Raw genomic sequence first — 17,207 nt, forward strand, 5'->3', positions numbered from 1 at the left:
AGTTATGGCAGAAGAGGCGCAGGACGAGTCGCGCACCGTGCTGGTCGTGGGCCCGGACGGGCGGCCGCTGGGGACGATGTCCACCGGCGACGACGAGAACGCGGAAGACCCGAGCAAGCTGATCGAGCAGCCGGCCAAGGTCATGCGCATCGGCAGCATGATCAAGCAGCTGCTCGAAGAGGTCCGCGCCGCGCCCCTGGACGAGGCCGGCCGCCAGCGGCTCAAGGAGATCCACCGCCGCTCGATCGTGGAGCTGGAGGACGGCCTGGCGGTCGAGCTGCGCGAGGAGCTGGAGCGCCTCTCGCTGCCGTTCGACGACGGCAGCACCCCGAGCGAGGCCGAGCTGCGCATCGCCCAGGCCCAGCTGGTCGGCTGGCTGGAGGGTCTGTTCCATGGCATCCAGGCCGCGCTGGTGGCCCAGCAGATGGCCGCGCGGGTCCAGCTGGAGCAGATGCGTAGCCGCCCCGCGCTGATGGGCGGCCCCGGCGGACCGGGCGCCCAGCCCGGCGGCCCGACGGTGACGGGCACCGGCCAATACCTATAGATCACGACTCCGCGGGTCCGGGCGAGCGGTCGCCCGGGCCCGCTTTTTCACATGCCGAAGACGCGCTCCAGATACTCGGCGACGCCGTCGTCCTCGTTCGAGTGCTTGGTGACGTCGGCGGCGGCGGCGCGGACGGCCGGGTGGGCGTTGGCCATCGCCACGCCGCGGCCGGCCCAGGTCAGCATCGGCAGGTCGTTGGGCATGTCGCCGAACGCCACCACGTCCGCCGCGGCCACCGAATGCGTGCGGGCCACGCGGGCCAGGGCCGACGCCTTCGTCACGCCGGCGGCCGAGACCTCCACCATGCCGCTCGACGAGGAGTTGGTGGCCTCCGCCAGGCCGGTCAGGCAGGCGCCGACCCGGGCGGTGAACTCGTCCGGGGCCTGGACGCCCGCGCGGACCAGGAGCTTGGCCGCCGGGCGGGTCAGGATCTCGTCGAGCGTGGCCGGGCCGACCGACTCGTGGTCCGCCTCCCACGGGCCGACCGGGAAGTCGGGCTCGTGGCGCATCTGGCGGCCGCCGTCGCGCTCCACCGCGAAGACGACCTCCGGCACCTCGGCGCGGAGGCGCTGGCAGGCCTCGGCCAGGACGTCGGCCTCGAGGGGGGCGCTGTGGACGATGGTGTCGGTGGCCGGGTCGTAGGTCGCGGCGCCGTTGGCGCAGATGGCCAGCGCGGGGATGCCCAGCTGGGAGTGGACCGGGGCGATCCAGCGGATCGGGCGCCCGGTCACCAGGACGACGACGATGCCGGCGGCGTGCAGGCGCTGGAAGGTCGCGACCGTGCGCGGGCTGACGTTCCGGTCGCGGCGGACAAGGGTGCCATCGAGATCGGAAGCCACCAGTTTCACAGCTTCAACATAGCTTCCAGGTAGGTCGCGACGCCGTCTTCGTCGTTGGTGAGCGTGGTCTCGTCGGCCAGGGCCTTCAGCTGGGGGTGGGCGTTGGCGACGGCGACGCGGCCGAAGCCGGCCCAGCGGAACATCGGGATGTCGTTGGGCATGTCGCCGAAGACCAGGACGTCGCCCGGGTCGATGCCCAGCGCGGTGGCCACGACCATCAGGCCGGTGGCCTTGTCGACGCCGGGCGGGCAGATCTCGATGTAGCCGAGGCCGGCCTGGGTGACCGTGGCCATGTCGGCCGGGATCAGGCGCTGGGCGGTGGCCAGCAGGTCGTCGACGTGACAGGCCGGGTGCCGGGCGAAGCCCTTGATGACCGGGCCGGTCAGGCACTCGGCCCGGACCCGGGCCTCCACCGCGTCGTAGCGCCAGTTGGGGTCGGCGTCGCCCCAGAGTGGCGCGTCGTGGGTGTCGCCGGCCTCGATCAGCACCGAGAGGGTGCCCATTTCGTGCTCCAGACGGGCCAGCACGGCGGCCAGGACGTCGCCGGGCAGGCGCTCGTCGCGCAGGACGATCGGCCGCGCCGGGTCGCGCATGTCGAGCACCCGGCTGCCGCCGCCCATGACCAGGAAGTCGGCCGCGGGAATGTCGTGGCGGACCAGCTCGGTCAGGCGGGGGCCGCGGCCGGTGGCGCCGACCACGTGGATGCCGGCGGCGCGCACCCGCTCGAGAACGTCGCGGGTGTAGTCGCTCACGGTCTCGTCACTTCGCACGAGAGTGCCGTCGAGGTCGGTCGCGATCAGCTTGGGAAGGCCTGGACCACGCATCGTTGCTGCTCCTTCCACTAGGCCCTGCCTAGAGAACGGAGGAGCAACCGTACCTCTCGAATCGCGACCGGTGACAGGCTGCGAATAAAACTCGACCGAACGTTTACTGGAACGTCGGCGGTACAGGGGTCACCGTGAGCTCCAGCGCCTCGCCGCCCTCGGGCTCCTCGTCGCGCCGCCGGCCGAACGACCGGGCCGGGGCCCAGACGGTCATGACCAGGGTCGCGGCCAGCATCAGGGCGGCCGCGTAGCCGAGGAGATAACCCGGCCCGTGAGTCGATTCGGCGTTGTTGACCAGCAGCAACGTGAACTCGCCGCTGCCCGCGTGGTCGATGACGCTCTTGAGGCCGACCAGGACGAGCACGTTCGCCGCGATCAGACCGCCGGTGACCCCGGCGGCAACGCGGCGGGTGCCGGCGCCGGTGGCGGCCAGCAGCACGGCGAGGGCGGTCAAGGCCCCGATGAGTGTGATGAGGTACACGGCGACGTGGGCCGGGCTGAGGTAGGTGAGCGGCACCTCGACCGCGCGGGTGGCCGAGTTGCCGGTGGGCAGGATGTACTCCTGCCCGTCGGAGTCGCCGCGAGTGATGGTGACACTGCCCCAGGGCATGTACTGCGCGGCGACGGCCAGCCCGAACGCCACCGCCAGCAGCACGAGCGCGATCACGTCCGGCCGTCGACGCTCGTGCGGTACCACTAATGCCGGCTCTTCAAGCGACTGCTCAGGCATGCCCCGCATCGTAGGCCGCGGCCCGGCCGATGGCGATGAACCCGCAGGCGAAGCCCAGCAGCGGCAGCGACGCCAGGCCGAGCCAGCTGCCGGCCGTGATCGCGGTATCGGTGATCCGGCCGCCGGTCGGGGCCTTGCCGTCATAGGTGATGATCAGCCCGACGACGACGAACGCGGTCAGCAGGGACAGGATCGGGCCGGCCACTCCGGCCAGCTTGCGTCCCCGGCCCACACCCATCGCGGCGGTACCCACCAGCGCGAACAGCGAGCACAGGAACAGCACGTACCACAGGCCGTACGGCATGTTCAGCACCGTGATGCTTTCCACGCTCGGCTCGGTGCGGCGCCCCGAACCGGTCTCGACGAGCTGTCGCATCCACGGCACGAAGATGGACGCACCGCCGCCGAACAGGCCGAACAGCGCCATCCACCAACCGACCCGCACCAAAGTGCGCTGCATCGCCTTTGCTCCCCTCCGTATGTCGGGCTGGTCCCACCGGCAACACGGAATGGGCTAGCGTCTGGTTCATGCCTACTCGCACTTCATCGGCCCGCTGGGAGGGTGACCTCCGGTCCGGCGCCGGCACCGTCTCCACCGGCTCGGGCACCTTCCAGGGCAACTACTCGTTCCCGTCCCGTTTCGAAGAGGGCAAGGGCACCAACCCGGAGGAGCTCATCGCGGCCGCGCACGCCGCGTGCTACTCGATGGCGCTCTCCAACGGCCTGGCCAAGGCCGGCTTCACCCCGACGTCGGTCGAGACGTCGGCGGCCGTGCAGTTCGGCCCGGTCGACGGCGGCTTCGCCATCACCCGTATCGACCTGACCACCCGCGGCGACGTGCCCGGCATCGACGCTGCCGAGTTCGAGAAGCAGGCCGCGGACGCCAAGGCCGGCTGCCCGATCTCCAAGGCGCTCGCGGCGGTCGAGATCACGCTCGACGCACAGCTCGTCTGATCTTTCGCCAATCGTTGTTGAGAGGGTTCCCGTTTTCGGGGACCCTCTTCGCATGCCGGTGCGGATGAACAAGGAGCGTTTCGAGGAGCTCGTCGGGGAGGCCCTCGACGAGGTGCCCGAGGAGCTGCTCGACCTCATGGACAATGTGGTCATTCTGGTCGTCGACGACGCTCCCCCCGAGGACCCGGACCTCCTGGGGTTGTACGAGGGGCACGCGCTGACCGAGCGCGGGTGGGACTACGCCGGCGTCCTGCCGGATCGGATCTCGATCTACCGTAAGCCGATCCTCGCGATCTGTGACGATGAGGACGACGTGGTGGACGAGGTGGCGATCACCGTGGTGCACGAGATCGCGCACCATTTCGGCATCTCCGACGAGAGACTCCACGCCCTGGGCTGGGACTGAAACCTGACGGAACCCGCCAAGCCGATGGTCGACATTGCGTCAACCATCTACCGTCACTGTGCGGTCTCAAGTACGTCTTCGAGAGGACTACCCATGCGCAGTGCGCTGTTCGCCGCCGAAAACATGGAGAAGGAGTCGCAGCAGCCCGGCCTGCGTCTGCAGAACTCCAAGCTGCTCAAGGCCGAGCTCAACGGCGAGATCATGGCCCGCCAGGGCTCGATGGTCGCCTACCAGGGCCAGGTCCAGTTCCAGGCGCTCGGCTCGGGCGGCATGGGCAAGTGGCTGAAGTCGAAGTTGACCGGCGAAGGTGTGCCGCTGATGAAGTGCAGCGGCCGCGGTGACGTCTTCTTCGCCGACCGGGCCGCGGACGTGCACCTGATCGACCTGGACCAGGGCGACGCCATCTCGATCAACGGCTCCAACGTGCTGGCCTTCGAGTCCACGTTGCAGTACGACATCAAGATGGTCCAGGGCATGGGCATGATGTCCTCGGCCGGCCTGTTCAACTGCGTCTTCACCGGCCGCGGCCGGCTGGCGATCACCACCAAGGGCACCCCGGTCGTGCTGACCGTCGACGCCCCGACCTACGTCGACCCGCAGGCCGCGATCTGCTGGTCCGCCTCGCTGCAGACCGGCTACCACCGCGCCGACCAGCTCGGCCTGGGCACGCTGCTGGGCCGCTCGACCGGTGAGGCTTTCACCATGAGCTTCGCCGGCCAGGGCTTTGTCGTCGTCCAGCCCTCGGAGGAGCCCCCGCCCGGTGCCGCGCAGTCCCAGCAGCAGCAGGGTGGCGTGCTCGGCGGTCTGCTCGGCGGCTGAGCACACGCTCGCCAAGCTTTGATAACGGCCCCGCCACCAGGACATGGCGGGGCCGTTGCCGTTCGCTACGCTGCGGGTCGTGCGAGGTGACATCTTCAAGGCCGAGAACATGGCCCAACCCCCGACCCAGGCAGGCATGAGCCTGCAACACTCCAAGTGCGTCAAGTACGCCGTCAACGGCGAGGTCCTGGCCCGCCAGGGCGCGATGGTCGCGTTCCGTGGCAACCTGCAGTTCGAGGTGAAGAGCCAGGGCGTCGGCAACTTCCTCAAGCGCGCCGTCACCGGCGAGGGCGTGTCCCTCATGGCCGTCCGCGGCCAGGGCGAGGTCTGGTTCGCCTCCGGCGCGGCCGACTGCTTCATCCTGGACATCGAGCCCAACGACGCCCTGTCGATCAACGGGCGCAACGTGATCTGCTTCGATCCGTCGCTGCGCTACGACATCCAGATGGTGCGCGGCGCCGGCATGTTCGGCGGCGGCCTCTTCAACTGCGTCTTCACCGGCCAGGGCCGGCTGGCGATCGTCTCCGAGGGCGCGCCGATCGTGATCCCGGTCAGCCCGCAGGCGCCGGTCTGCGTCGACACGGACGCCGTCGTGGGCTGGTCGAGCAGCCTGCAGACGACCATCCAGAAGAACCAGAGCCTCAAGTCGATGCTGCGCGGCGGCTCGGGCGAGCTGTTCCAGCTGGCGCTGCAGGGCCAGGGCTTCGTGATCGTCCAGCCCAGCGAGGGCAAGCCGGCCCCGGCCCAGTCCAGCAGCGGCGGCGGCCTGCTCGGCAACGTCCTCGGCGGCTGACCCCTCGGCCGTTTCCCGCCTCGCCTTACCCCGTCTCGCCCCCGCGAATTCGACGCAGCCACGCCGCCGCGTCGGCGAAGTCCGCATCGGACAGCCCGGGGGCGGGGCGGGGCGGGGGCTCGGCATGGACGTCGGCGCGGGGATATGAGCCCAGGAACCGGACATCGGCGCAGATCCGGCGCAATGCCTGCAGGGCTTCGCCCATCTGCAGGTCGGCGACGTGGCCCCCGCAGTCCAGGAAGAAGACGTAACGCCCGAGGCGCTCCCCCGTCGGGCGGGACTCGATGCGGGTCATGTTGATGCCGCGGACCGAAAGCTCGGTGAGCACCGCGAGCAGGGCTCCGACCCGGTCGTGGGAGATGTACACCGCGAGCGTCGTCAGGTCGTCGCCGGTCGGCGGGGGCGGCGGGCCGGGCCGGGAGACCAGCGCGAAGCGGGTCATCGCGTCCGGGTTGTCGGCGATGTCCTTCGCGAGCACATGCAGCCGATATCGCTCCGCGCCGATCCGCGCACAGATCGCGGCGTCGAACTCGCCCTCGGCCGCACCGATCGCGGCCGTCGCGTTGGACAGCACGTCGACCACGGCCGCGCCCGGCGTGTGGGTGCGCAGCCACTCGCGGCACTGGATGCCGGCCTGCGGGTGGGCCGCGACCGTGCGGATGCCGTCCAGCGGCCGGGCGTCGCGGGCGGCCAGCACGAACTGCACCGGCAGCACCACCTCGCGGGTGATCAACAGCGGCTCGCCGTTGGCCAGCTCGTCGAGCGTCACACCGACCTGGCCGCCGATCGAGTTCTCCAGCGGCACCAGCGCGGCGTCGGCGTCGCCGCCGCGCACCGCGTCCAGGCACTCCGGCACGCTGCGGGCGGCGGTCAGGACGCCGCGGTCAGCGGCCGGAACGGTCTTGAGCGCCTGTTCGGAGAATGTGCCCTCCGGACCCAGGAACACGAACCGCGTTGGCGGTACACCAGGCATGGTTCGACTCTAGTTGCACTCGACGGCGTCCAAGAACGCCTGGGGCGCCGTGGCGCGCACCTCGACCGTGCACGGGTCGGTGCCGATGGTGACCACGGCGAGCGAGGTCGGCGCCCCCTTGGTGATGACGCGCATCGGCTCGCTGTCTTTGACATTCAGGATGGTGTACTGCCATACACCCGAGCACACCGGCGCCTTCTGGATCGTCACGCCGGAGCCCGCGGGGAGCGTCGGCCGCGCCCGGCGCACGGCCGCGATGACCTGCTCACCGCTCGGCCGCCCGTTGCAGAACGCCACGTAGGCCTCCGAGAAGCCGGTCGGACTCGGCGAACCGGAAGCGGATGCGGACCCCGACGGGACCGCCCGCTCCGTCGTGGGTTCGATCGGCTGCGGCTGCACCGGCACCAGCGGCTCCTGGCTCAGCCGGCTCGGCTTCACCGCCGGCGGCGCCACGACCTCGTCTTTGTGCGTGCACGCGGCCAGCAGGCATCCAAGGCTGACGATCGCGAGTGCGGCGGCCCCGGTACGCATGCGCACATCGTAGGAGTGCTGGATCGCGGTTTGAACTCAGGTGGTCACGCGGTGGCCGGCGGCGGACAAGGCGGACAGGGCCTCGTTCAGCCGCACGGCCGGGACCAGCAGATAGTCGGTGTCGAAGGTCGAGAAGGCGAAGATGTTGACGCGGGCGTCGGCCAGCGGCGAGACGATCGAGGCGAGCACGCCGGTCAATGTCAGCTGGACCGGGCCGGCGACCCGCAGGCAGCGCCACGGGGTCTCGACCGCGGCGCCCGCGGGGGCCAGGTCGGCCGGGCAGAGGATGGAGACCTCCTCCGGCGTCCACGTCACCGACACGACGGCACCGGATGTGCCGGCCTCGGCGAACCCGGCGGGCATGGCGGACCCGGCCGGCAGGCGGCAGATCGCGTAGTCACCCGGCAGGAGGGCAAGGTCCAGCATGACAAGGAGATTACGGTCTGAACGCGCTCCGTGGCGGGATGCGTGACGACCGTAACTCTTGCCGTGAATTTATTGACCGCAGTTAATTCACAAGCGAGAAGAACGTGAGCGAGCCGACCGTCACGCCGTCTTCCATGAGCGGGGTGGCGACGGCGTCGAACGTGCACGGCCCGTTGGCGCAGCGGATGCGGATCAGGCCGCGGGCGAGCCGGCTCGACGTGACCGCCAGGACCGGGGGCATGCGCGCGACCTCGGTCTGCTCGAGCGCCTGGCCGTCGCCGAAGTCGAGGAGCTGGAGCACGCCGTCGTCCTCGAGCAGGGGCCGGCCGACCGGGGAGTCGGCCAGGCCGAGCATCTTCTCGAACGATGCGGACATCGCCACCACCACCTGCTCGGCGTCGATCACCAAGCAGGCCTCCTCCGCGGCTCCGTCCACGGTCGCGCCCCAGAGCTCGAGGCTCGGCACCGCCGGGGGAAGGTCGGAGATGGAGAATTCGACGTGCTGCGGCACAGCGCCTCCTCAGGCACCGGTCGTGCGAATGCGAACACCCGGTGTCCGGGCCCGATCGTGAATCTTCATCGCATCGCGTCCGGCCACCTCGAAGAGGCTACTCCGCGTGACCCCGCTTGTCAGTGCCCACCTGCTCACCTGCTCGATACCAGCGGTAGCCCTCGGCCAGCTCGCTGTAATCCGCCTGATACCAGGTCGCGGGGTGCATGGCCAGCTCAAACACCTTGTCGACGGTCTCCACGGCGAGCCGCTGGCCGCGGGCGTTGAGCACGCGCGGCAGCTCGTGATAGGCCGTGACTAGGCAGCCCTTAGGCACGCCGTAGAAGCTGATCTTTCCGCTGCCGGCGAACGCGAGGACCGGCATCACCGGGATCGACACGCCCGCGCTGCGGGACAGCGCCTCGGACGCGGCCCGGGCCTCACGGCGGGCCTCCTCGACGTATCGCGGCCGCTTGCCGTCGATCTGCACGACGTCTCCGGCGAACGCGACCCGGCTGCGCCCGTGGTCCTTGACCGTCACGGCGAACACGCCGCCCGGCCCGACCGCCAGGAACCCGGTGCGCTCGGTGCCCCCGAGCTCGCGCAGGTCCAGCACGTGCCACTCATCGCCAAGGTGCCCGATGAGGGAGCCGACCCGTCGGTAGAGACGGCTGTGCGCCGCTTCTTCCCGGCGCGAGTCGCGCTCGGCCTTGCGGGTGCGAACCCAGTCGATGGGGGTCGGCCGGCCCGCGTCGACGATGACGCGGTTCTCGTACCCTTCGGGCTGCGAATCTTGACCGCGGTACAGGACGTCGGTCATGTCGCACACCTCCGATGTCGCCGCTTCGGTTGCGTGTGTGTTCAAACACCGTACGTGAGGGGGCCCACGCATGGCACCACGTGTGGTCGGAATGACATGGAGTGACTGGGATGAATGCCACATTCACGTCGCCTGGTGAATTTCACATAGCGCCAACCAGACGATATCGGATCGACCATTAAGGTGACCCCATGAGTGTCACCACAGAGGTCGGACGCCTGGTCACGGTGCTGCTGCACCGGCCGGGAGCGGAGCTGTCCCGGTTGACGCCACGCAACAACGACTCGCTGCTCTTCGACGGCATTCCCTGGGTCGGCCGCGCCCAGGAGGAGCACGACACGTTCGCGGCCGCCCTGCGCGCCCACGGTGTCGAGGTCCTCTACGTGTCAAGCCTTTTGGCCGAGACCCTGACCCTCGAGGCGGCCCGGGCCGAGGTGAGCGCCGCGGTGCTGGCCGACTTCCGCCTCGGCGACGTGCTGCGCGAAAAGGTCGGGTCTTACCTGGCTGCACTTTCCCCCGCGGAGCTGGCCACGACGCTTGTCGCCGGGCTGAGCCGGGCCGAGCTCGGGGCCAGCCGTGCTGCTGACCCACCCCAACCGGACCTCGGCCTCGTACACGCCCTCATGGCCCCCGGCGACTTCGTCATCGACCCGCTGCCCAACCTGCTGTTCACGCGGGACTCATCCGTCTGGATCGGCCCGCAGGCGGCGGTCACCAGCCTCGCCATGCACGCCCGCCGCCGCGAGACCACGCTCACCCACGCGATCTACCGGCACCACCCGCGGTTCGCGGGCACCACGTTGCTGTACGAACCCTCGCTCGAGCATTTGGAGGGCGGTGACGTCCTGCTGCTGGCGCCCGGCGTGATCGCGGTCGGCGTCGGGGAGCGCACCCGCCCGTCCGGGGCCGAGCGGCTGGCCGGGCGCTGCTTCGCGGCCGGGCTGGCGCACACCGTCCTGGTGGTCCCCATCGCCCAGGAGCGGGCCACGATGCACCTCGACACCGTCTGCACGATGGTGGACGTCGATGCCGTCGTGATGTATCCGAACATCGCCAACACCCTGCGGGCGTGGACGCTCACGCCCGATTCATGCACGGGTCCGGAGCCGTTCCTCACCGCCGCCGCGGCCGCGATGGGCATCGACACCCTGCGGGTCATCGACACCGGCCTCGACCCGGTGACGGCCGAGCGGGAGCAGTGGGACGACGGCAACAACACCCTGGCCATCGCGCCGCGGCTGTGTGTGGCCTACGAGCGCAACGTCGAGACCAACGCCCAGCTGGAGCGCCAGGGTATCGAGGTCATCCGGATCCCGGGCTCGGAGCTGGGCTCGGGCCGGGGCGGACCGCGGTGCATGTCCGCCCCGATCCAGCGCGCTTGATCAGGGCTTGATCACCGCAGCGGCTGGAGGCGCCCGATCAGGCCCTGCTTGCTGCGGCGCTCGGTGGCGGTGAGCGGCTCGGTCACCGCGAGCGCCTCCTTGTACCGCTTGTCGAAGTCGGCCACCGGGCCCTCCCAGTGCGCCGCCTCGACCTCCAGCGGCAGGTCCCAGACCGGCGCCAGCAGGCCATGGGCCCGGAACATCCCGGCGAACTTCGTGTTCTCGCCGAGCAGCAGCTCGCCGGCCGCGGACAGCCGGGACAGCGCGTCCAGGGCCGGGTCCTCGTCGTCGCCCAGGACCAGCCGCACGTGCGAGCGGTCGGCGACCCGGCACCAGTACGTCGCCGGCGCGGCCGCGAGCTTCACGGTCGGGAAGATGCTGGCGTTGGCCCGCTCGAGGGAGGCCCGCACGTTGGGGTCGTCGGTGGCGTTCTCGTCCAGCCAGAACTCGAAGCCGTCGTGGATGGTGATCTCCAGCGGGGCGTTCTCGATGACGTCCTGCAGGCGGTCGCCGATGCCCGGGAGGGCCGGGATGTCCACGGTCTTGCCCGACGGGGTCTCCAGGGCACATTGCAGGGCCACGGCGAGGTCGCGGGAGACGTCGCCGGACTGGACGTGCCGCTGCAGGCCGATGAGCACGCGGCCGTCCGGCTTCGTCATGGCCGGCCACGCCATCGGCAGCACCGTCGCCAGCGTGACCTGGCGGTCGCCGTACTTCTCGGCGAAGGCCGGGGAAAGCTTCAGCGGGGCCGAGGCGGCCGGGACCAGCTCTCGCAGGGCGACCCACTCGGGTTCGTCGGCCAGGCCCTCGAACGGGCGGCCGACGTACACGTCCCGGATCTTCTCGCGCTTCTCGCCGCTGCTGGCGCGGCCACGGGGGGTCTTTGCACGCTTGCTCACGGCGACCCAGCCTAGGCGTTCATCGAACGCTATGGGCGCACACCACCGCCTACCGGCGCGTCAATCACCTTAAGAAGCCCACAAATGCGACATATGCCGCTACAGCGTCGCCCAGACGCACTGGCCCAGGCCGTCGCGCTCCACACCCCAGCCGGTGGACAGCGCGGCCACGATCGTCAGGCCGCGCCCGTCGAGCGCGTCGGGTGTGGCGACACGCAGCTGCGGGCCGGCCGTCGAGCCGCCGTCGGTCACGCGGATCTCGAGGGTGCCGTCCTGCAGCAGGCGCCAGGCGACCCGGATGACGTCGCCCGGGAGGGGTGCGCCGTGCCGGACCGCGTTGCCGACCAGCTCGGCCGCGATCGCGACCGCGTCGTCCAGGCGGTCCGCGGTTACCAGGGCGTCCAGTTCGTCGGCGAGGCGGTGCCGGGCGACGTGCGCCCCGCGGGCGTGGTGCGGCACCACGACACACCAGGCGCGCGGTTCCGCGATGGTTGTGGACACGCTCTCAAGCCTCCCCGGGGCCGTCGGCGTCAGCTCGGGGCAGTCGCACCTCGGCGACGGTCCCTCCCCCTCGACGTGGTCGCAATGATACCCATCCATGTTGACGCTCGACGATCCGGCGAACCAGGTAAAGACCCAGGCCGACGCCGCCGCTCGAGCGCTGGTCGCCGGTCTCCAGCTGCCAGAACCGGTCGAAGGCGCGCTCCACGTGCTCCGGCCGGATGCCGATGCCGCGGTCCGATATACGGAACCAGACAGTACGCAGGTCAGCACCGGCAGTCAGCTCGATCTGTACCCATTTTGGGGAGTATTTACCAGCATTCGTCACCAATTCCGCGAGTACCGTCGCCAGGCTCGGCCGGTCCCCTCGCGTCTTCGGCAGCGACTCCGGCAGCGACACCGTCAAGGCCTGGCGCTGCTCGGCGTTGAGCTCCTCGACCGCGGCGGACAGCGACTCGACCAGGTCGAACGGCAGGAACGTGGTGGACTCGACGGTCGGTCCGTCGTCGCCGACCGCGTTGAGCAGCCGGTCGACCAGGCGGCTGAGCTCGCGGGCGCGCTGCCCGACGACCTGGATGGACTCGCGGCGGGACTCCTCGGACAGGGACTCCCAGTGGTCGACGAGCGTGTCCGCGTATCCCCGGATCACCGTGACCGGCGTCCGCAGCTCGTGCCCGGTCAGCGCGATGAAGAGGTCGCGGCCGTCGGCGGGCGGCGCCGGCCGGGCCCGGAAGGACACCGCGAGCTCCTCCGAGTCCGCGACCCGGGCGGTGCGGATCTCGATCCAGCTGCCGGAGGGCAGCTTGTGCGCGATGGTCGCGTCCCCGGCCGGCAGCGGGAAGGGGAACGGCTCGCCGATGACGGTCTCGGCCGGCAGGGAGGTCAGCAGGGCGGCCGGCGGGTTCCAGGCGCGGACCCGGTGGTCGGTGTCCAGCAGGGCGAACGGCTCCCCCGCGGGTTTGACCGCCGGGCCATCGCTGTAAACGGGCAGGCCCCGCCCCAGGCCGTACTGCAGCCCGATGAACGACGCCAGGAAGCCCAGGGCGGCTTTCTCCCGCTCGCCCGACTCCTGCTCGGCGTCGTCGTAGGCCACGAAGAGCACGCCGACGCCGGTGCCGTTGGCGGTCGCCTCGGAGGCCATCACCCGGTCCAGGCCCCGGCCGGCCAGCTGCAGCCCGCCGGGGGTGCCGATCAGGCTGCTGGGGAACTCGCGGACCCGGGTGCCGAACTGCAGCAGGCCGCGGACCGCGGGGTGGATGAGGTCGACGGGCCGGCCCAAAGCCCAGTCCAGCCCACCGGCGGCGGCGATCACGCGCCCGCTGTCGGCGGCGTATTCGATGAAGGCCGCCCCCGTCGCCCCGGTGACCAGGACCGCCACCTCGACGGAGCGCTGCACGCCGGGCAGGCCGCCGCCACCGGAGTTCAGCGCCTCCGTGACCTCGGCGAGCCCTCCGAAAACCGGGCCACCGAAGGCGGAGCCACCATCGACCATGGTGCGAGTCTGCCTCGCCTCGTCACGCTTTGAAAGGTCGAATGCGAAACTTGTATCAGCTGCGGTGGCCCATGTCGCGGAGGCGGTCGATCACGTAGGCGGGGCGGTCCGAGATGATGCCGTCCACCCGCAGCTTCGCCACCAGGTCGACCTCGTCGGGCTCGTTCACGGTCCACACGTAGACGGGGCAGCCGCGCCGGTGGAGGCGCTCGACCAGCTCGGGCGCGGCCCGCAGCAGCTGCACCCCGGGCCCGCCGATCGTGCTGCCGGGCGGGAGCCAGCCGATGCGGCTGGGCACGGACCACACGTCGATGAGCATGACGATCGGCAGCCGCGGCGCGAGCTGGTGGACGCGCTTGACCGCGTTGGCCGAAAACGACATGACCGTCACCCGCAGGGGACGCTCCGGGTCGGGGCGGTCGAGGCCGTACCGTCGCAGCAGCTGCACCAGCGCCGACTCGACCGCACCGCCGTATCGCACCGGGTGCTTGGTCTCGATGAGCAGCCGCATCGGCCGCCCCGCGTCGGTGGCCACGCCGAGCAGCTGGTCGAGGGTGAGCACCCCGCCGCGCCGGCCGGTGATGAGGCCCTCGCCGGACAGGTCGGTGCGCCAGGACGCGAAGTCGTGGCGGTCGAGCTCGGCCAGGGTCTGGGTGCTGACCCGGCCGCGGCCGTCGCTGGTGCGGTCGATCCGCGAGTCGTGCAGGCAGACCAGGTGCCCGTCCCGGGTGAGCCGGACGTCGCACTCGAGCCCGTCCGCGCCCTCCTCGATCGCGAGGAGGTAGGCGTCCAGGGTGTGCTCCGCGTGCCGCCGCGACGAGCCCCGATGGGCGAAGACCAGCGGCGTCCAGGGCTCAGACGACTCGGGGAGCACCGCCGTCCTCGCTCACCATGGGCTTGCCGGCAGCGGCCCAGCTCTGCATGCCACCCTCGAGGTTGATCACGCGGTCCCGCCCGTTCTGCTGCAGGAACGCGACGACCTGTGCGGACCGGCCGCCGACCCGGCAGACCACGACGACGTCGCGATCCTCGGGGATGTCGTCGATCCGGTGCGGGATCAGCATCATCGGCACGTGCACGGCGCCGGGGGCGTGCCCGGCCTGCCATTCGTCGTCCTCGCGCACATCGAGCAGGTAGGCATCGTCGGCAACGTCCCGGACGGTCGTGGTCGGGAGGGAAGGTCGGCTGAACACCAAGCCAGGCTACATGTGGTTGACCCAGGTGGGATTCTCGACCGCCCAAGAGTCGAGCAGGTCCTCCCGGACGGCGGTGTAGAGCCCTTCGGCCTCCGGCAGGCCGATGACGTAGGAGATGCCGCCGATGTCCTGCGGCTCCGACGGCACCTGCAGGCCCATCAGGTTGTCGGGGCTGACGTTGCGCAGCGCGAACATCAGGTCGGCCAGCGACACGCCGTTGGTGTCGACGGTCAGCGCCTGGCCGATCGCCCGGATGAACTTGTCAGCCGCCAGCGGGTTGGTGGTGAGGCCCTTGGACTTGGCCTTGTCGAGCATGGCCCGGATGAACTTCTGCTGGTTCTTCTGGCGGTCGTAGTCGCCGTTGGCCAGGCTCTTGCGCTGCCGGACGAGGTCGAGGGCCTGCCACGACTCGAGGTGGTGGCAGCCGGGCTCGTAGACGGCCGGGTGGCCGCCATTGGCCGGCGAGAGGTAGTTGCCGTTGTCGTCCCAGCCGAGGTGGATCGAGGTGACCTTCTGGTCGATGCACATGTCGATGCCGCCGAGCAGGTCGACGGCGGTCTTGAAGCCGTCGAAGTCGACGATCGCGGCCCCGTCGAACTGGATGCCGAGCAGGTCGTGCAGCGTCTCGGCGAGCAGCTGGACGCCGCCCTCGCCCCCGCCGCCGTATTGGAACGCGCCGTTGATCTTCTCGTGCGACGTGCCCCGGAAGTCGGTCGGCGCGAACGCCGGGATCTTCACCCGCAGGTCGCGCGGGATCGACAGCAGATAGGCCCGGTCCATAGTGGCCGGGATGTGCAGGATGATGATCGAGTCGGAGCGCTGGCCGTCTTCGGGGTCGAGGGCGCGCAGGTCCGAGCCGAGCAGCAGGAAGTTGAGCGGGCCCTCGACGGTGTTGTGGTGCACCTCGTCGGGCTTGCCGGCCCGGGAGTTGTCACCGAGCAGCGTCGACTGGTTGACGCTGGAGGAGTAGCGCGCGTTGAGCGCGTTGACGCCGGCGACCGCGGTCCCGGAGGCGAGCACGACGATGAGGCCGGCCGCGATGAGCAGCTTGGCCCAGATCGGGTCGCGCCCTGGAAGTTTCACCTTCGGCTGCTTGGCCTTCTTCGCCGCGGATCCTGAAATTTCGGCATTTTCCGGGTTACCATCGCTCGCAACGGAGACCGTGCCGGGCGTGCCTTCCAGCTCCGTCATGCGCTTCCCCCGAGCCCACCACCCGCACACGGGCGGGAATCCATACGAGTCTACGTTCGCGTGCCCAAAACCGCCGACCGCGAATCCCCGGCACGGGCATTGATGGGCGATTTCTACTCGTTCACACCGTGCTCAGGCAATGAGATGTAGACGACAGCCCGGACATGCAACCCTCGACGAGGGAGACATGCCCGGGCTTGTCCGATTTAAGCGCCGCTACTTGGACTTCGACGGGGCGGTGGACGGCTTCGGGCCGTTGGCCGTCATCCAGTCCCCCATCTTGTCGTTGGCGACCGCATCGTAGAGCGCGGCGGCCTTCTCCTTGTTGGCGACCACGACGTCCTCGCCGTTGATCTTCTTGCTGCCGTCGTTGGGGCTCACCATGAACGTCAGGTCGTCGCTGCGCAGGTTGCGGAACTGCAGCGCCATGTCGGCCAGCGAGAAGTCCTTGTCCACGGTCATGGCCTTGGTGACGGCCTTGAGGAACGAGTTGAGCTTCGACGGGTTGGTCACCGTGCCGGAGGAGACCGCCTTGTCGAGGATGGCCTTCATCATCTCCTGCTGGTGGCGCATGCGGGCGAAGTCGCCGTCGGCGAACTGGTATCGCTGCCGCGCGTAGTCCAGCGCTTCGTCGCCGTTGAGGTGGTTCATGCCCTTCTTGAACTGCCGCTTCGGCGGGTGTACGGAGGTGATGTCCTTCTCGACGTTCATGTCGATGCCGCCGAGCGCGTCGATGACCTGCTTGAAGCCGCCGAAGTCGATGAGCAGCACGTGGTCCATCCGGACCTTGGTGTACTCCTCGATCGTCTGCACGGTCAGCGGCGTGCCGCCCCACGAGAACGACGCGTTGAGCTTGGCGTTCGTGTTGCCGTACGGCGTCGTCTTGCTCTTGGGGATGTGCACGTAGAGGTCGCGTGGCATCGAGATCAGGTAGGCCTTCTGGTGGTCGGCCGGGATGTGCAGGACGATCATCGTGTCGGTGCGCCACTCACCGGCCTTGCCCCCGTTGTCGGGGTCACGGGAGTCGCTGCCGAGCAGCAGGATGTTGAGCGCGCCGTCGACCACCTTCGGCGGGCGGCCGTCGGTGATCTGCGAGAACGGGTCGTCGCGGTTGAGGCCGGCGTCGACGCTGCGGTAGTAGAAGTAGCCGCCGATGCCGGCGAGCAGGGCCAGGATGAGGACGCCGGCCCCGGCGACCAGGGCGATGCGGCCCCAGCGCGGGCGGATCTTCTTGCGGCCCGAGTATTCGCCACCACCGCCCGGCGTGCGGCCGGGGCGGCTCGGAGGCGGCGGCGGGGACGAGGACGGCCGCCCGTACACACCAGGCGACGACGGGCTCGTAGGGGCGTTGGCTGCGGAGACGCGGGCGCGAGCGCCCGACGTCCGAGCGAGCGCGC

The 17,207-nt window shown here is 70.2% G+C and carries 22 protein-coding genes; 6 read left to right on the forward strand and 16 right to left on the reverse strand.

Going from position 1 to position 17,207, the window contains the following annotated elements:
• Window positions 1-4 precede the first annotated feature (4 nt).
• Complete coding sequence (locus ACIA8L_RS40195; protein ID WP_395912950.1) at window positions 5-544, forward strand: bacterial proteasome activator family protein; 540 nt, start codon at window positions 5-7, stop codon at window positions 542-544.
• 47 nt (window positions 545-591) lie between these two features.
• On the opposite strand, the gene ACIA8L_RS40200 is transcribed toward ACIA8L_RS40195, so the two are convergent.
• The 4 genes from ACIA8L_RS40200 to ACIA8L_RS40215 form a co-directional block, all read right to left on the reverse strand.
• On the reverse strand, window positions 592-1,392 hold the full coding sequence (locus ACIA8L_RS40200) for an HAD family hydrolase (RefSeq protein ID WP_395912952.1): 801 nt from the start codon (window positions 1,390-1,392) through the stop codon (window positions 592-594).
• Window positions 1,389-2,207: an HAD family hydrolase gene (locus ACIA8L_RS40205; RefSeq protein WP_395912953.1), complete on the reverse strand. Its 819-nt coding sequence runs from the start codon at window positions 2,205-2,207 to the stop codon at window positions 1,389-1,391. Before ACIA8L_RS40205 ends, ACIA8L_RS40200 begins: the two co-directional genes overlap by 4 nt.
• Before the next feature lie 103 nt (window positions 2,208-2,310).
• Window positions 2,311-2,937, reverse strand: a complete 627-nt coding sequence (locus ACIA8L_RS40210; protein ID WP_395912954.1) for a hypothetical protein — start codon at window positions 2,935-2,937, stop codon at window positions 2,311-2,313.
• Window positions 2,930-3,397, reverse strand: coding sequence for a hypothetical protein (locus ACIA8L_RS40215; RefSeq protein WP_395912955.1), 468 nt, complete (start codon window positions 3,395-3,397; stop codon window positions 2,930-2,932). The genes ACIA8L_RS40210 and ACIA8L_RS40215 overlap by 8 nt, the downstream gene beginning before the upstream one ends.
• A 68-nt stretch (window positions 3,398-3,465) precedes the next feature.
• On the opposite strand from ACIA8L_RS40215, the gene ACIA8L_RS40220 reads away from it, so the two are divergent.
• The 4 genes from ACIA8L_RS40220 to ACIA8L_RS40235 all read left to right on the forward strand — a co-directional run bounded on the left by ACIA8L_RS40220 (window position 3,466) and on the right by ACIA8L_RS40235 (window position 5,909).
• On the forward strand, window positions 3,466-3,891 hold the full coding sequence (locus ACIA8L_RS40220) for an OsmC family protein (protein ID WP_395912957.1): 426 nt from the start codon (window positions 3,466-3,468) through the stop codon (window positions 3,889-3,891).
• Between the two features lie 58 nt (window positions 3,892-3,949).
• A complete protein-coding gene (locus tag ACIA8L_RS40225) occupies window positions 3,950-4,297 on the forward strand; it encodes a metallopeptidase family protein (protein ID WP_395913353.1) in 348 nt (115 codons plus the stop codon).
• 93 nt (window positions 4,298-4,390) lie between these two features.
• Entirely contained in the window at window positions 4,391-5,116 is a 726-nt protein-coding gene (locus ACIA8L_RS40230; protein WP_395912959.1) for an AIM24 family protein, read from the forward strand.
• A 79-nt stretch (window positions 5,117-5,195) separates the two neighbouring features.
• Window positions 5,196-5,909, forward strand: a complete 714-nt coding sequence (locus ACIA8L_RS40235) for an AIM24 family protein (protein ID WP_395912961.1) — start codon at window positions 5,196-5,198, stop codon at window positions 5,907-5,909.
• A 25-nt stretch (window positions 5,910-5,934) separates the two neighbouring features.
• On the opposite strand, the gene pheA is transcribed toward ACIA8L_RS40235, so the two are convergent.
• The 5 genes from pheA to ACIA8L_RS40260 all read right to left on the reverse strand — a co-directional run bounded on the left by pheA (window position 5,935) and on the right by ACIA8L_RS40260 (window position 9,149).
• Window positions 5,935-6,882 (reverse strand): prephenate dehydratase, encoded by a 948-nt coding sequence (pheA, locus tag ACIA8L_RS40240; protein WP_395912963.1) that lies wholly within the window; start codon window positions 6,880-6,882, stop codon window positions 5,935-5,937.
• Between the two features lie 9 nt (window positions 6,883-6,891).
• Window positions 6,892-7,413: a hypothetical protein gene (locus tag ACIA8L_RS40245; RefSeq protein ID WP_395912965.1), complete on the reverse strand. Its 522-nt coding sequence runs from the start codon at window positions 7,411-7,413 to the stop codon at window positions 6,892-6,894.
• 36 nt (window positions 7,414-7,449) lie between these two features.
• Window positions 7,450-7,839, reverse strand: coding sequence for an ACT domain-containing protein (locus tag ACIA8L_RS40250; protein WP_395912966.1), 390 nt, complete (start codon window positions 7,837-7,839; stop codon window positions 7,450-7,452).
• An 82-nt stretch (window positions 7,840-7,921) separates the two neighbouring features.
• A complete protein-coding gene (locus ACIA8L_RS40255; RefSeq protein ID WP_395912967.1) occupies window positions 7,922-8,350 on the reverse strand; it encodes a hypothetical protein in 429 nt (142 codons plus the stop codon).
• A 97-nt stretch (window positions 8,351-8,447) separates the two neighbouring features.
• Window positions 8,448-9,149: a hypothetical protein gene (locus tag ACIA8L_RS40260; RefSeq protein WP_395912969.1), complete on the reverse strand. Its 702-nt coding sequence runs from the start codon at window positions 9,147-9,149 to the stop codon at window positions 8,448-8,450.
• A gap of 191 nt (window positions 9,150-9,340) precedes the next feature.
• Between ACIA8L_RS40260 and ACIA8L_RS40265 the strand changes: the two genes are divergently transcribed.
• Window positions 9,341-10,531, forward strand: a complete 1,191-nt coding sequence (locus ACIA8L_RS40265; protein WP_395912971.1) for an arginine deiminase — start codon at window positions 9,341-9,343, stop codon at window positions 10,529-10,531.
• Window positions 10,532-10,542: 11 nt separating this feature from the next.
• Here the strand turns inward: ACIA8L_RS40265 and ACIA8L_RS40270 are convergent, their stop codons facing one another.
• The 7 genes from ACIA8L_RS40270 to ACIA8L_RS40300 form a co-directional block, all read right to left on the reverse strand.
• A complete protein-coding gene (locus ACIA8L_RS40270) occupies window positions 10,543-11,430 on the reverse strand; it encodes a DUF5926 family protein (protein WP_395912973.1) in 888 nt (295 codons plus the stop codon).
• A 99-nt stretch (window positions 11,431-11,529) separates the two neighbouring features.
• Window positions 11,530-11,931, reverse strand: coding sequence for an ATP-binding protein (locus tag ACIA8L_RS40275; RefSeq protein ID WP_395912975.1), 402 nt, complete (start codon window positions 11,929-11,931; stop codon window positions 11,530-11,532).
• Between the two features lie 4 nt (window positions 11,932-11,935).
• Entirely contained in the window at window positions 11,936-13,423 is a 1,488-nt protein-coding gene (locus ACIA8L_RS40280) for an ATP-binding protein (RefSeq protein ID WP_395912977.1), read from the reverse strand.
• 55 nt (window positions 13,424-13,478) lie between these two features.
• Window positions 13,479-14,297, reverse strand: coding sequence for a glycerophosphodiester phosphodiesterase (locus tag ACIA8L_RS40285; RefSeq protein ID WP_395912979.1), 819 nt, complete (start codon window positions 14,295-14,297; stop codon window positions 13,479-13,481).
• Complete coding sequence (locus tag ACIA8L_RS40290; RefSeq protein WP_395912981.1) at window positions 14,278-14,616, reverse strand: rhodanese-like domain-containing protein; 339 nt, start codon at window positions 14,614-14,616, stop codon at window positions 14,278-14,280. Before ACIA8L_RS40290 ends, ACIA8L_RS40285 begins: the two co-directional genes overlap by 20 nt.
• Before the next feature lie 9 nt (window positions 14,617-14,625).
• The gene (locus ACIA8L_RS40295) at window positions 14,626-15,702 is read right to left on the reverse strand and encodes an LCP family protein (protein WP_395912983.1); all 1,077 of its coding nucleotides are present in this window, start codon (window positions 15,700-15,702) and stop codon (window positions 14,626-14,628) included.
• A gap of 324 nt (window positions 15,703-16,026) precedes the next feature.
• Window positions 16,027-17,130 (reverse strand): LCP family protein, encoded by a 1,104-nt coding sequence (locus ACIA8L_RS40300; protein WP_395912985.1) that lies wholly within the window; start codon window positions 17,128-17,130, stop codon window positions 16,027-16,029.
• Window positions 17,131-17,207: the final 77 nt, after the last annotated feature.

Source organism: Dactylosporangium sp. NPDC051541, assembly GCF_044454505.1.
GTDB lineage: Bacteria > Actinomycetota > Actinomycetes > Mycobacteriales > Micromonosporaceae > Dactylosporangium.

Coding starts and splice junctions, on each gene's coding strand:
- ACIA8L_RS40195 (WP_395912950.1), top strand. CDS start 5: ATGGCAGAAGAGGCGCAGGACGAGTCGCGCACCGTGCTGGTCGTGGGC.
- ACIA8L_RS40205 (WP_395912953.1), bottom strand. CDS start 2,207: ATGCGTGGTCCAGGCCTTCCCAAGCTGATCGCGACCGACCTCGACGGC.
- ACIA8L_RS40210 (WP_395912954.1), bottom strand. CDS start 2,937: ATGCCTGAGCAGTCGCTTGAAGAGCCGGCATTAGTGGTACCGCACGAG.
- ACIA8L_RS40215 (WP_395912955.1), bottom strand. CDS start 3,397: ATGCAGCGCACTTTGGTGCGGGTCGGTTGGTGGATGGCGCTGTTCGGC.
- ACIA8L_RS40220 (WP_395912957.1), top strand. CDS start 3,466: ATGCCTACTCGCACTTCATCGGCCCGCTGGGAGGGTGACCTCCGGTCC.
- ACIA8L_RS40230 (WP_395912959.1), top strand. CDS start 4,391: ATGCGCAGTGCGCTGTTCGCCGCCGAAAACATGGAGAAGGAGTCGCAG.
- pheA (WP_395912963.1), bottom strand. CDS start 6,882: ATGCCTGGTGTACCGCCAACGCGGTTCGTGTTCCTGGGTCCGGAGGGC.
- ACIA8L_RS40245 (WP_395912965.1), bottom strand. CDS start 7,413: ATGCGTACCGGGGCCGCCGCACTCGCGATCGTCAGCCTTGGATGCCTG.
- ACIA8L_RS40250 (WP_395912966.1), bottom strand. CDS start 7,839: ATGCTGGACCTTGCCCTCCTGCCGGGTGACTACGCGATCTGCCGCCTG.
- ACIA8L_RS40260 (WP_395912969.1), bottom strand. CDS start 9,149: ATGACCGACGTCCTGTACCGCGGTCAAGATTCGCAGCCCGAAGGGTAC.
- ACIA8L_RS40265 (WP_395912971.1), top strand. CDS start 9,341: ATGAGTGTCACCACAGAGGTCGGACGCCTGGTCACGGTGCTGCTGCAC.
- ACIA8L_RS40280 (WP_395912977.1), bottom strand. CDS start 13,423: ATGGTCGATGGTGGCTCCGCCTTCGGTGGCCCGGTTTTCGGAGGGCTC.